8 protein-coding genes are annotated in these 13,358 nt (G+C 61.1%); 4 read left to right on the top strand and 4 right to left on the bottom strand.

The annotated features are described in order from the left end of the window. Positions 1–144: 144 nt before the first annotated feature. From B0G74_RS45415 to B0G74_RS45430, 4 genes are all read right to left on the bottom strand, one after another. On the bottom strand, positions 145–3,426 hold the full coding sequence (locus B0G74_RS45415) for an efflux RND transporter permease subunit (protein ID WP_132384395.1): 3,282 nt from the start codon (positions 3,424–3,426) through the stop codon (positions 145–147). A gap of 10 nt (positions 3,427–3,436) precedes the next feature. Beyond that, entirely contained in the window at positions 3,437–4,669 is a 1,233-nt protein-coding gene (locus B0G74_RS45420; RefSeq protein WP_132384396.1) for an efflux RND transporter periplasmic adaptor subunit, read from the bottom strand. A gap of 122 nt (positions 4,670–4,791) precedes the next feature. After that, positions 4,792–6,378: an efflux transporter outer membrane subunit gene (locus tag B0G74_RS45425; protein ID WP_132384397.1), complete on the bottom strand. Its 1,587-nt coding sequence runs from the start codon at positions 6,376–6,378 to the stop codon at positions 4,792–4,794. Positions 6,379–6,402: 24 nt separating this feature from the next. Further along, complete coding sequence (locus tag B0G74_RS45430) at positions 6,403–6,963, bottom strand: NADPH-dependent FMN reductase (RefSeq protein WP_132384398.1); 561 nt, start codon at positions 6,961–6,963, stop codon at positions 6,403–6,405. Positions 6,964–7,876: 913 nt separating this feature from the next. Between B0G74_RS45430 and B0G74_RS45435 the strand changes: the two genes are divergently transcribed. From B0G74_RS45435 to B0G74_RS45450, 4 genes are all read left to right on the top strand, one after another. After that, positions 7,877–9,208: a hypothetical protein gene (locus B0G74_RS45435; RefSeq protein WP_132384399.1), complete on the top strand. Its 1,332-nt coding sequence runs from the start codon at positions 7,877–7,879 to the stop codon at positions 9,206–9,208. Positions 9,209–9,565: 357 nt separating this feature from the next. Beyond that, a complete protein-coding gene (locus B0G74_RS45440) occupies positions 9,566–10,084 on the top strand; it encodes a sugar dehydrogenase complex small subunit (RefSeq protein WP_207915837.1) in 519 nt (172 codons plus the stop codon). A gap of 34 nt (positions 10,085–10,118) precedes the next feature. Continuing rightward, on the top strand, positions 10,119–11,756 hold the full coding sequence (locus B0G74_RS45445) for a GMC family oxidoreductase (protein WP_132384401.1): 1,638 nt from the start codon (positions 10,119–10,121) through the stop codon (positions 11,754–11,756). Between the two features lie 340 nt (positions 11,757–12,096). Next, entirely contained in the window at positions 12,097–13,182 is a 1,086-nt protein-coding gene (locus B0G74_RS45450) for a cytochrome c (RefSeq protein ID WP_347814533.1), read from the top strand. Positions 13,183–13,358 lie beyond the last annotated feature (176 nt).

Consider the following 13,358-nt stretch of genomic DNA (forward strand, 5'->3'; position numbering starts at 1 on the left):
CTGAGCCCATTTCGCACGGAAATCGACTGAGGGGCGAATTATTGCGTTGAAGCCCGGCGATCGATTCGCCGGGCGGAAAGGTTTGCGATCATGCAACTCAACAGGGCACCGGTGCTGTGCCTGACGGGCGATGCACCCGCTGCCTCACTGATGAGGCGCTTCGTGTGGGTCATCGTCACCGTGATGCGGCAGCTTTTCGGACACTTCGTCGAGCTTGTCGCCGAGCAAACGCCGCACACTCACGTAGAACACCGGAATCAGCAGCAGGCCGAGAAAGGTGGCGAACAACATCCCGCCGATCACGCCCGTACCGATTTCGTGGCGGGAGGACGCACCCGCGCCCGTCGAGAGGACGAGCGGAAACACGCCCAGGATAAATGCCATTGAGGTCATCAGGATCGGACGCAGACGCAGTTTGCACGCTGTCATGACCGCGTCGTACAGCGTCATGCCGCGGGCCTGTCCTTCCACCGCGAATTCGACGATCAGGATCGCGTTCTTCGCCGCGAGGCCGATCACAGTCACAAGACCGATCTTGAAATAGACGTCGTTGGGCACGCCGCGCAGCAGGCAGAACGCCAGCATGCCGAGCAGGCCAAGCGGCACCACCAGCAGAACGGCGACCGGGATCGACCAGCTTTCATATAGCGCTGCCAGGCACAGGAACACGACGACGATCGACAACACCATCAGCACCGTCGCCGAACTCCCGGCCAGAAGTTCCTGATACGACTGCCCGGTCCAATCAGCGGCGAAACCCGCCGGTAGCCGCTGGTCGACCATGTTCTGCAGCGACTGGATCGCCTGTCCGGTGGAATAGCCAGGCGCCGGGTTGCCGACGATCTCGATCGCGGAGTAGCCGTTGTAGCGTGGCAATACGAGCGGGCCGACATCCCAGCTGGTCTTCACGACGCTCGATAGCGGCACCATATTGTACGGGCTGATTCCCGCGTTGCTGACGGAAGGATCGACCTGCGTCAGGTATCCGCTGGAGGTCGTCGCCGGCGCCGCGGTGCTTGTCGTGCCGCTTGTCGCACTCGTTGATCCGCTCGCGGCGCCTGTTACGCGGGTCGGTGTGTACAGATGTCTGAACGCGTCCAATCCCATCCGGTACGGTGCATCCGCCTCGATGTAGACGCGCTTGACGCGGCCGCCGTAGGTGAACTGGTTGACGAAGAACGGGGCCAGTTCCATCTGGATCGTGGCGTAGACGTCGCTCAGTGATAAGCCCATCGACTGCGCCTGAACCCGGTCGACCATGATCTGCAACTGCGGCGCAGCCGGCAGCGAATTCGGCCGGATGCCGTAGAGGCCAGGCGTTCTGGCCGCGTCCGCGATCAGTGTGTTCTGGGCCTGGGTCAATTCCTGGCGCGATTGCCCAGCACGCGCCTGCAGGTACATATCGATGCCGCCGAACTGACCGAGGCCCCGAATGGTCGGCAGGTTGGTTACGAAGATCTGCGCGTCCGGAATGCCCTGCAGGATCTGGTTGACCTGCGGGATCAGCTGCATCGCGGTCTGCGAGCGCTTGCCCCAGTCCGTCAGCTTGATGAATGCCATTCCGACGTTTTCGCTCGTGCCGACGAAACTGAACCCTTCCGGCTGGAAGATGCCGGCAATGTCGTGGCCGACCGGGCTGTGGGCGAGCCTGTCACGTAGCTCGGTCATCACGTGCTCGGTGCGCTGCAGCGTCGCGCCTGACGGCAGATTGACCAGCGCCAGTACGAAACCCTGATCCTCGTCGGGAACGAAGCCGGTCGGCAGCTTCGTGTACAGGAAGCCGGACAGCGCGACCACCAGCGCGAACACCATCATCCAGCGCGGCGCATGGCGTACCGCCCTGCCGACATGTCCCAGATACGAACCGGTGAGTTTTTCGAACGACCTGTCGAACCAGCGGTAAAACCCGTTCTTCGTCACCTGATGCCCCGGCTTGAGAATCGCAGCGCATAGCGAAGGGGTGAACGACATGGCCAGAAAAGCGGAAAACCACATAGACACGGCAATGGTTAACGCGAACTGCGCGTAGATGATCCCTGTCGCGCCAGGCTGCAACGCCGACGGAACGAACACCGCCGACAGTACCACCGTGATCGCAACGATGGCGCCGGTGATCTGCCCCATCGCCTTGCGCGTAGCTTCCCTCGGATCGCTGCGGTCCTCGCTCATGATCCGCTCGACATTCTCGATGACGACGATGGCGTCGTCGACGACGATACCGATCGCGAGCACCATTCCGAACAGGGTCAACTGGTTGAGCGTATAGTGCAGCGCCGACAGGCCGATGAACGTGCCCAGCAGCGCGACCGGAATGACGAGCGTGGGAATGATCGTGGCCCGCAAGTTCTGCAGGAATACCAGCATCACGAGGAACACGAGGACGATGGCCTCGACAAGCGTCTTTACCACATCGCTAATCGACGCGGTGATGAACGGCGTCGTATCGTACGGCACGCTCCACGTGACGCCGGCCGGCAAGTCCCTCGCGAGGGAGGCCATGGCGGACTTCACAGCGTTGGCCACCGCCAGCGCGTTCGCGCCGGGCAGCAGGAAGATCCCGAGACCGCCCGCCGGCTTGCCGTTGAAGACCGGCGCCAGGCCATATGTCTGCGCGCCGAACGTAATGCGTGCAACGTCGCCGAGCCGCACCACTGTGCCGTTGTTGTTGGCAAGCACGACGATGTCCTTGAACTGCTTCTGCGAAGAAAACAGCGCGTCGCCGGAAATGGTCGCGGTGAACACCTGCCCCTTCGGCGCCGGGTCCGCACCCAGGGAGCCCGCCGCGAATTGCGCGTTCTGCGAGGTCACCGCATCGAGCACCTGTGTCGTGGACAACCCGTACGATTGCAGCTTGTCCGGATCCAGCCAGATGCGCATCGCGTATTCCGAGCCGAGCAAGGTGGTGTTGCCGACGCCGCTCACACGGGCAATCGCGGGCTGGATCCGCGAGGCGAGGATGTCGCTCAGGCGCGCCGCGTCGATCGACGGGTTGCTCGACTGCAGCGCGAGAAACATCAGGATGTCCGGGCTCGCCTTTGCGACCACGACGCCCTGCTGCATGACCGAGGTCGGCAACAGCGGCTGGGCCAGCGTGACCTTGTTCTGCACCTGGACCTGCGCGATATCGGGGTTGGTGCCGGTGGCGAACGTGAGCGCGATAACTGTCTGGCCGTTGGAACTCGACTTCGAGTTGAAATACAGCAGGTGGTCGATACCGGTGAGTTGCTGCTCGATCACCTGCGTGACGGTCGATTCCATCGTCGCGGCGCTCGCGCCCGGATACGTTGCAGTGACCGTGACCTGGGGAGGCGCGATGTCCGGATAGGAATCGATTCCCATGCTGCGCATCGAGATGATGCCGAACAGCGAAATCAGAATGGCCACAACCCATGCGAACACCGGGCGGTTGATAAAGAAACTCGGCATGTCAGCACTCCTATTGCGCGTCGCCTGCAGCGCTGGTCACCGGGGGCATCGAAGCTGACGACGACGCTTCCGGAACGTCCGGAGCTGACGACGCGGCGGCGGGCGCTTGCCATGCAGACGCCTTTACCGCCTGACCTTCGTGCACGAATTGGAGGCCCGACACGATCACCCGGTCACCGTTCGCGAGGCCTCGGGTGACAATCCAGTCGGCGCCATCGCTGTCGGTCGCGGTGACATCCTTGCGCACGGCGTTGCCGTCAGGGCCGATGGCCATCAGATACGCGCCAACCGTGTCCCGCTGCAGCGCCTGCTGCGGCACCAGGAACACGTTGTTCTGCCGGCCGAGGTCGACCGTCAGCGTTACATACATGCCCGGCAGCAGTTCGCGCTGTGGATTGGGGACCAGTGCGCGCAGATTGACGGCGCCGGTGGTCGCATTCACGGCCACGTCTGAGAAATCGAGCGTGCCGACGCGCTTGTACCGGGTGCCGTCGGGCAAGCCGATCTGGACGGTAGTCCTGTCCTGCTGCGCAAGCGCTACCGCCCCAGTGCTTTGCGCCTGCCGCAGCGTCATCAGATCGGCCACGCTGATCGTAAAGTTGACGTACGCCGGATCGACCTGCTCCACTGTGGTGAGCAAGGTGCCGCCGGCGCCCGTGTCGCTCGTGCTGCTGCCCACGACAGCGCCCTCGGTAACCAGTTGCTGGCTGGCGATGCCGCTGATCGGCGAAACGACGCGTGTATATCCGAGGTTCACGCGCGCGCTTTCGACCATCGCCTCGTCCGCCTTCACCTTCGCGGCGGCGCTGCGTTCCGCAGCGTCGGCGTTGTCCACCATCTGCTGCGACACCGAGCCGACCGGCAGCAGCGCGCGTTCACGCTGAGCGGTGATGTGATCGTTGACGTAGGTGGCCTGATCCTGCGCGAGAAGAGCAAGATCGTTGTCCAGCTGCGTCCTGTAAAAGGTTGGATCGATCTGGAATAGCGGTTGCGCGCGCCGCACCTCGCTACCTTCCGTATAGAGCCGTCTGAGCAGCACTCCCGAGACCCGCGCGGTGACATTCGCGCTGTAATACGGCGACAGTCTGCCCACCAGTTGCCTCGTGAGCGGCACGTTCCGCGCGTGAACCGTCACCACGGCGACCTGCGGCGGCGTCGGGGCTGACGGGGTGCTTTTGCCGCAACCGGCGAGAGCAATCAGCCCCAGGCAGAGAAAAGGCGCTCGCTGTGCGAATGACTTCATGAAGACTCCGTTCCTGCCTGACGGCAGTGAAGGTGAATGCAACGCGGGTACTCACGCGACGAGCGCTCGATGAACACCGCTTCGCCGTTGCGGCAAGACCGGGATGCATCCCGGACCTGGTGTCAGTCGGGCGCAGGCGTCGGGGCCTCCTGCAGATTGGATTTGCTGCTGAACGACACGTCCTTGCCCGATGACGTCGAACTCAGGCTGCCTCCCGGGTCGTCTCCCCACTGCCAGCCGCCGCCCAGGTTCCTGATCAGCGTGACGCTGCCCTGAGTGAGCAATGCCTGCGTGTCCTTCAGGTTCTGTTCGGCCTGAATCAGCGTGAGCTGCTGCGTCAGCAGTTGCTGCTGGCTTGCCGCGCCGGCCATCAGTTGCGCCGTTTCGCTGGCGAAGAGTTGCTGGTTACGCTGAAAAATGTTTGCGAACGCCTGGGTCTGCTCTCGCAGATGGTTCACCGAGGACAGGCTGTCCTCGACGCTCTCGAATGCGGTCAATACGGTATTGCGATAGGTCGCGGCGTCTTCGTCGTAGATCGCCCGGGCTTCGCGCACTGCAGCCGTGCGTGCGCCGCCGTCGAAGATCGTCGCGGCGAGATCCGGACCCAGCGTCCAGACGCGGCTCGGCAGCGAAAACAGATGCGCAAACGTGTTGTGCTGGAAGCCGCCTTGCGCGGAAAGCGTCAGCGTCGGAAAAAACGCCGCTTCGGCCACGCCGATTCTCGCGTTGGCCGACGCCGCCGTGCGCTCCGCGCTCACCACGTCGTAGCGCCGTTCGAGCAGTTGCGAGGGCAACGCCAGCGGCACGTCGGGCAACACGAAGGCGTAGGACGGATCCGGCGGCAGCGTGAAACCCGCCGGTGGCACGCCGGTGAGCACCGCTAGCGCATGTTCGTCCTGCTCGCGCGCCGTCTCGGTGGCCTGCAGGTCGGCCACCACGACTTCGAGCGTGTCCTGCGCGGCCAGCACCTGATCGTTCGACGCTTCGCCTTGCACAAACGCGCCGCGCATCATCACGAGGATGCGGGCATCAATGTCCTGCTGCTGTTTCAGCGACTGGATGTCGATATCGGCCTGACGCAATCTGAAGTAGTTGGTCGCGACGCTCGCCGCAATCGACAGCCGCTCGCCGGCCAGTTGCGCATCCGTCGCCTGTGCACTTTCTTTCGCCGATTCGATCTCGCGACGGATCGCGCCCCACAGATCGATCTCCCAGCTCGCGGCAGCGCTGACCGAGACGGTGTTGCGTACGCCCGCGACAGTTGAGCCAACCGTTGCATTCCCCGCTGCCGATGCAGCATTGGCGCCCGTGCCGGTGCGAGAGCCCGACGCGTTCGCCATCACCATGGGAAAGAGGCTCGCGGTATTGACCTGAACGATCGCGAGTGAGAGCTGGTAGGCCGCTTCCGCGGCGACGATCGACTGATTCACCTCCAGTGACTGTTCAACGAGTTGCGTGAGTCTATCGTCGTGATACTCGCGCCACCAGACACTCGACAGCGATCCTTGGGGGTTCGCATGCGCTCGCTGCCAATCCGTGCCTTCCTTGAAACTTTCGGGAACCTGCACAGAGGGCGTGTGATAGTTCGGACCGCTCATGCAGCCGCTGATGCAAAGCGTGAGCACGACTGCAACGCATCGCGGCGCTAAACCCCGGCATAGTAGAGGTGACCGATTGCGACTGACGTTACCGGCAGACAGCGTATTCATGTTGACGCGTGCTTCCTGTAAAGACTAGCCCTTCGCAAACCTCTCGATCCATTGCGAGAATGCGGCCATGAATTCCTCCAGAAACCGACTGGTTCCGGAATTGGTCAAGACGCCTTGCTCGTCAAACAGACTAGCCATGCCGCCTACGTATGCTTCAGGCGTGGACATGACGTTCACGCCAATACAAACCAACGACTGCCGGAGGTGATGGTTCGCACCGAACCCACCCATTACTCCCGGCGACGAGGCAACAACGGCCGCAGGTTTCCCTAACAATGCGCTTGCTCCATGAGGCCGGGAGAGAACATCGACAGCATTCTTGAGCACGGCTGGAATGGAGCGGTTGTATTCCGGAGTAACAAACAGAACCGCATCCATTGCTGAGACGTCGTTTCTGACAGTTTTCCAGGCTGCCGGCGTGTCATCCTCGAGGTCCTGGTTGTATAAAGACAGCGCGCCTATCTCCACGATCTGCAGCGACAACCTTGGAAGTGCAATCTGCGCGAGTGAGTTGGCCAGCATGCGATTGAGGGACTGCTGGCGAAGACTGCCAATCAGTACAGCAACTTTATAGGGTTCCGACATGGGCGCTCCGTTGATGACAGAAGGGTGTGTTTACGTTTGACGACATGCGTCGCGCAAATGCCCCGGCTGAAGATCAGGTTAGATGGCCGAGACAAACACGACCATCCTACGAACGACATAGACCGCACCTATAGGGGAATGGCTGTCTTATACCTGCGTATGGCGGCGTGACGGATAACTGCTCGCGGAACATGCCGCAAAACACGAACAGTCGGTTGCTGGACTCTTCGAGATATATACACGTATGAGAACGCGGCGGTCCCGGAGGACTGCGGCAACCGTTCGTAGAATGGTCTTCTTTGCGACGTCCGCCTATCTTGATTACATGGACGATGCGCTTTTGTTCATTGGCGTCGGCATCGCATGTCTATCCGGCGACGACGTGTTTGCGACGGATTACCGGCAACGCTATGTTCATTGACGGCGGCGACAGTTCGCTTCCACTTGCAGCCGGAGCCAGAACACCCTTGAGTTATTCCCCTTGCAAAACAGAGGAAAGTTGATGATCGCATTTAGGATCGCTTTGGCGGCGTTGCTTACTCTGGCGATTCCCCTTCTCCTCGCAGCCGTCTTCCTCCGGCTTCTCGCAGCGATTCGATGGATGACCAGACTCGGTGTCTCAAGGGGACAGGCGTCACGTTCCGTTAATCACCCGCGCTAGCTCATTCGAACGAATTTAGCGGCGCTAGTCTCTCTATAGGGACCTTTATCCATAGCGAACCCTCAGACGAAAGTGTCATGGACACAATCCCTTGCGACGTCGCAGTTACTCTGTAAGTGCAATGGCTGAACGCGGGACGCTCCGGTTAGCATGAGTCGTGTTCCATCCACGTGCCTATGCAATCCTAACTTACGCGGATCGATCGTCCGACACCGCAACCGTTATAACCTTCTTCATCGGAGTGTCTCGAACATGACCCCTCCTTCGCGCCCGCAGCACCGCCGTGTTCACCTGTTTGCTCTCGTGCTTGGCCTCCTGGCCGCCGGAGCAGCGCAAGCTGCGCCTGCAGACAACCCGCCCCCTCCGCCAGGCCAGCCCAGTGCATTAATCGCCGATACCGAGTACACAACGCGCCTGTTCGGCCGCACGCCGGTCGAGGAGGCCATTGCAGTAACGCGCCATGTGTACACGGCTGCCCTGGCACCGGCAGCGCCGGGCGAAGCCAACGACGCGTCAGACCGCCCCTGGGCCGTCACACTGCTGACCCCCGACGACGAGCTTGCCGGGATCAGCGCGACCGAGCTCGTCCATTTCCCCGACAATGCACCGGTTCTGTTTGTCGGTCCCAATGGGATTCCGCCGGAAACGATGGAGGAACTGCGCCGCCTGCATCCCGTCGGGATTGCGCGGCACGATGGTGTGCAGGTCTTTGCGGTCGGCGCCGCCGCCAATCCCGCGGTGATGCAGCAGCTCACCACGCTCGGACTGAAAGCGGAAGCGATCACGGCAGCGGACGACTTCGCGCTCGCCGACCGGATCGACGAGATCTACGGCCACATCCAGAACCCGGATAGCGGGGTGCCGACGATGATGACCTCTGCAGCCGGGGGTGGCGCCGGGGTCATGGACGTGTTCGTGGGATCGACGGAATCACCCGGCCTTATGCTGCCCATCACGCACTGGCTCTCCCACATGCCCGGTGCGGCGGTGTGGATCGATCCCAAGGCGGATCATCTGCCGGGGCCAACAGTTGACGCACTGAAGCGGCGCATGGGCAAGGCCATTATTTACGTGATGGGCGGCCCGCAAGAGGTGCCGGAGGCGCTTGTGCGGCAGCTGAACCGGTACGGCATGGTGGCGCGGATCACGAACGATGATGCGGTCGCGTTCAATGCACCACCCGCCGACAACCCGATCGCTGAAAGCGTCGCGTTCGCGCGCATGTGGGACCCGATGGGGATGGTCGGCTGGAATGCGAACGGCGCCGGCCATGGCTTCACGCTGGTGAACGAGAGTGACTGGCAGGGCGCCGTGGGATCCGCGATTCTGTCGCATCTCGGCTTCCACGCACCCCTGCTGCTGGTGAGCGACCCGAACCGGCTTCCGGCGCCGGTCTCCGACTACTTTGCCGTGGTGCGCCCAACATTCCTCGTTTCTCCCGGCGACGGCCCATACAACATGGTGTATGTGGTCGGTGACTACGCGCGTATCTCGTGGCCCGTACAGGTTGGAGTGAACGCGTCGCAAGAGATGGCAAACCGCCACGACTCGGCCAATGGCAGCGTCTATATCGCACCGCGCTGAAGCGCGATGCGGTCCGGGCGCGAGCCACGCTACTGGTTGTGGAGCAAGGTCATCGCCTTCGTGTGTTCGCCCTCGGCCTGGAGTTGATCCGACACGTACGGTCCGACAGGTTTGGACACCTCGCAGTTGTGTCGGAAGCAAGCGCGACAGTGTTCCGGTGGCCGTCGACCGTCAGCCGATCATACGCGGGTATAGGACACTTATTCCCAAGCAGGAGAAGTCCCGTCCGTTCGTAGAATGGGCATGCTGATCTTGCAGGCATAACCTTCAGGCTGGGTTTCCCGTTAAGAACCAACAAGCCGTATCAGCTATTGATGGTAGGAGCATATGCCTGATCAGTATCGTGACGACGCCCCTATGGAATTCAGTCTCGGTCGGCGCAGGATAGTCGTGGGAGGCGCACTTCTTTTGGGTGGGTTTGCAGCCTTCCCGACGCTATCGGCTACTTTGCCGGATGTCGCTTTGCCGGACGACCTCTTGACGCGATTCATGGATATCTCGTCGCTCCTGATTCCGCACCAACTGGATAGAGGTATCGGAAAGAGACTCGCTGTCGCCATGGCCACGGCGACTCCGTCGCTTCCCGATCACGTCATCGAGTTGCTCGCCATTGCAAGAAAGAAAAGGGCGCGCGTCGTCGAAGACTTTTTCCCCGATATCCCGCAAGGCCCTTTGAACGAGACCGCTCTTTCGATCATCAGCGCGTGGTACATGGGTGTACTCACCGACGCTCCCGGCGCGGAAGTCTTTGCGTACGAATTCGCGCTGATGTACCAGCCGACGGCCGACGTCATGACTATTCCGACCTACGCGAAATCGGGGCCGAACGGTTGGAATGCAATTGCGCCCCCATTGAGCGACATGCCGAAATTCTAAATGCGCGTTATTCGAAAACCAGAGGAGCTTCCAGATGGCAAATGAATACAGCGCGGACGTCGTTGTGGTGGGAACGGGTGTGGTGGGTTGCCTGGTCGCGGAACACATGCTGGACGCAGGCCTATCCGTGCTAATGCTCGAAGCAGGCCCGCGGGTTGACCGCTGGCGAATCGTGGAAAATTACCGCAATCTGCCTCCCAGTCTTCGGCTTCACTTCGACGCCCCCTACCCACCGAAACCGTGGGCCCCCCATCTGGAATCGCGCACCGACGCAGAGGCGGCCGAATATCTCCAACTGGAAGGTCCGGATGCCCGGGCCTTCCGCCAAGGCTATGTCCGCTATGCAGGAGGGGCCACCTGGCACTGGGCAGGAATTTGCTGGCGCATGGTACCGGACGATTTCCGCCTGAAAACCCTTTACGGGGTTGGACGGGACTGGGCGTTTGACTATCACGTACTCGAACCGTATTACACTCGCGCGGAATACGCGATGGGCGTCTGCGGTCCGGCTGACCCCGCGCTGCAATGGCCACCGATACGCTCCAAGCCTTATCCCATGGGTCCGCTACCCTTTGGGCCTGGAGAGCAGCGTTTTACGGAAGCCGCTGCCAGACTCGGACTGAAAAATCTCCCCGCGCCTCAGGCGCGCAACAGCGGCGTTTCATACCACGGACGGCCACCGTGTTGCGGCAACAATAATTGCTTTCCTGTTTGCCCGATTGCCGCTAAATATGATGCCGCATCGGCCTTGCCGAAAATAGAGGCGAAAGGCGGCAGGATTCTGGCCAATGCAGTGGTCTACCGGATTGAGACCGACGCGAAGCATTCCGTCCAGGCGGTCCACTATTTTGATCCGGACAAGGCTTCGCACAGAGTCACTGCCAGAGTCTTTGTGATCGCATGCAACAGCATAGAGACGCCGAAACTTCTACTGCTTTCCAAGGACGAGCATAACCCCAACGGAGTTGCCAACAGCTCCGATCAGGTTGGTCGCAACATGATGGATCAGCCCAAACTAATCGCGGAAGTGACGCTTGCGGAGCCACTGTGGACAGGGGTCGGACCGGTCCAGAACAGCAGCATCATGAACACATCGCAAGGCGACTTCCGCAGCCGCTACAGCGGCGCGATGATACGCATGGAGAATTTCGCCCGCAGCGGCATTGGCGGCGCCGCTGCATTGAAAAAAGGGCTGGTCGGCAAGGCCCTCGACGCCGAAATTCGACGGCTCTCTGCGTGCACCGCAAGGTTGACCATCGAACATGAGCCGCTCCCACAGGCACAAAATCGCGTGACCTTGTCGAGCAAGAAAGACTGGCTTGGCATCAATAAGCCAAACATCTACAACGACGTCGGGGACTATGTGCGTCGCAGCGCGAAGGAATATACCGTGCCGCTGCTCAGGCGCCTGGCCGCCGAACTTGGCGCCACTGACTTCCAGCTCTCCACTGAGTTTCTCAACAGCGATCACATCATGGGCGGCTGCATCATGGGCGCCGATCCCGCTACGTCGGTGGTGGATGTCGACTGTCGTTCTCATGACCACCATAACCTGTTCTTGCCGGGCGGCGCGGCGATGACCACTGGAGGCAGCGGAAATAGCACCATCACCATGGCGGCCTTGGCACTGAAGGCGGCCGACGGTATCGTTGATCAACTCAAGCACGGCTAATCATGCGCAATTTCAGTCATCGTTTATGCCGCGTGCTCGTCCTGTTTGCCGGCTGCATGGCGGCTGCTTCTTCCTACGCCGCTGATGGCCCCCCGAGACCGCCGCGTTAATCAAACGCGGTGAGTATGTCGCCAAAGCTTCGGACTGCGCGGCGTGCCACACCACCGCGCAGGGTAAGCCTTTTGCAGGCGGGCTTCCTCTTGTTTCGCCGCTCGGCACGATCTACTCGACCAACATCACGCCGTCAAACGAATTCGGCATTGGCCGCTATACCGAAGAGCAGTTCTCCCAGGCTATCCGGCACGGGATCCGGGCAGATGGCGCAAACCTCTACCCCGCGATGCCCTACACGTCGTATTCGATCCTCACCGATGACGACGTCCACGCGCTCTACACGTATTTCAGGTTCGGCGTGACGCCCGTGGACGTACGGGCGCCGGACACAAAGCTGCCGTTCCCGATGAACCTACGCGCGTCGTTGAAAGTGTGGAACCTGTTGTTCCTGAACAAGGATGCCTATCAGGCAGATCCTCACCAATCCGCAGAATGGAACCGCGGCAGGTATCTGGCACAGGGCGCCGCGCACTGCAGTGTGTGCCACACTCCGCGCGGCTTCATGATGCAGGAAGAAGCCGGACTGGAGCTCTCCGGTGGGCAAGTGGGAACCTGGTACGCGCCTAACATCACGTCGGACACAGCAAGCGGTATTGGCAGTTGGACCAGGGAAGAACTGGTGGAGTACTTGCGCACCGGGCGGCTGCGCGGTAAGGCGCAGGCTGCGGGAGACATGGGTGAAGCGGTCGAGCACAGCTTCCAGTACCTCTCGGCGGCGGATGTGGAGGCCATTGCGACTTATGTGAAGGGTGTCCCTCCGATTCATGATTCACGAGACAGCGCGCCCCGCTTTACCGCGGGCAAAATGTCGTCTGAGCTCGCCACTTTGCGCGGTACGGATGGGATCCGGTCCGACAACGATGCCCATCCTACGGGCGCGGAATTATTTCAAGGCAATTGCGCTTCCTGTCATTCGGCCCAAGGTCAAGGCAGCAAAGATGGCTACTATCCCAGTCTGTTTCACAACTCCGCAACAGGATCGGTGAATGCCAACAACCTGATCGCCACGATCCTTTACGGCGTAGATCGCACGACGTCCAAAGGGCAGGCATACATGCCTGGATTCGGAGGCAAGCCCACGGATTTCACCGCTCTAAGCGATGAGGAAATCGCCCTTGCGGGTAACTATGTTCTTGTTCACTACGGGCGCGCCGACATCCCTATCACCGCACAAGACGTTGCCGAGGTGCGCCGCGGCGGGCCCACGTCTCCGCTTCTTGCGCTCTCCCGCATAGGCATCGCGGCAGGGGTAGTCATCGTGCTCCTGATCCTGGCTTTTGTCATCGTCAGGAAAAGACGGCGTGCCCACTGAGGGTCCACTGATATCAAAATATATGAAACTCAGACCTCAGAGCGATTTCGTTCACAACCACTTCCCGCTACATTTTCCTCAAGCGACGCGGCAACACGTCCGACGAGTTCTTGAAGCAACTTTTCTTTGGGCATCTGATGACAGACACCACATCACGTCGACTGACACGCCTCGCG

Source organism: Paraburkholderia sp. BL9I2N2 (genome assembly GCF_004339745.1).
Lineage (GTDB): Bacteria > Pseudomonadota > Gammaproteobacteria > Burkholderiales > Burkholderiaceae > Paraburkholderia.

Excerpts from the sequence above, each read along its gene's own strand:
- B0G74_RS45415 (WP_132384395.1), bottom strand. The coding sequence starts at position 3,426 with ATGCCGAGTTTCTTTATCAACCGCCCGGTGTTCGCATGGGTTGTGGCC.
- B0G74_RS45420 (WP_132384396.1), bottom strand. The coding sequence starts at position 4,669 with ATGAAGTCATTCGCACAGCGAGCGCCTTTTCTCTGCCTGGGGCTGATT.
- B0G74_RS45425 (WP_132384397.1), bottom strand. The coding sequence starts at position 6,378 with ATGAATACGCTGTCTGCCGGTAACGTCAGTCGCAATCGGTCACCTCTA.
- B0G74_RS45430 (WP_132384398.1), bottom strand. The coding sequence starts at position 6,963 with ATGTCGGAACCCTATAAAGTTGCTGTACTGATTGGCAGTCTTCGCCAG.
- B0G74_RS45435 (WP_132384399.1), top strand. The coding sequence starts at position 7,877 with ATGACCCCTCCTTCGCGCCCGCAGCACCGCCGTGTTCACCTGTTTGCT.
- B0G74_RS45440 (WP_207915837.1), top strand. The coding sequence starts at position 9,566 with ATGGAATTCAGTCTCGGTCGGCGCAGGATAGTCGTGGGAGGCGCACTT.
- B0G74_RS45445 (WP_132384401.1), top strand. The coding sequence starts at position 10,119 with ATGGCAAATGAATACAGCGCGGACGTCGTTGTGGTGGGAACGGGTGTG.
- B0G74_RS45450 (WP_347814533.1), top strand. The coding sequence starts at position 12,097 with ATGCCCTACACGTCGTATTCGATCCTCACCGATGACGACGTCCACGCG.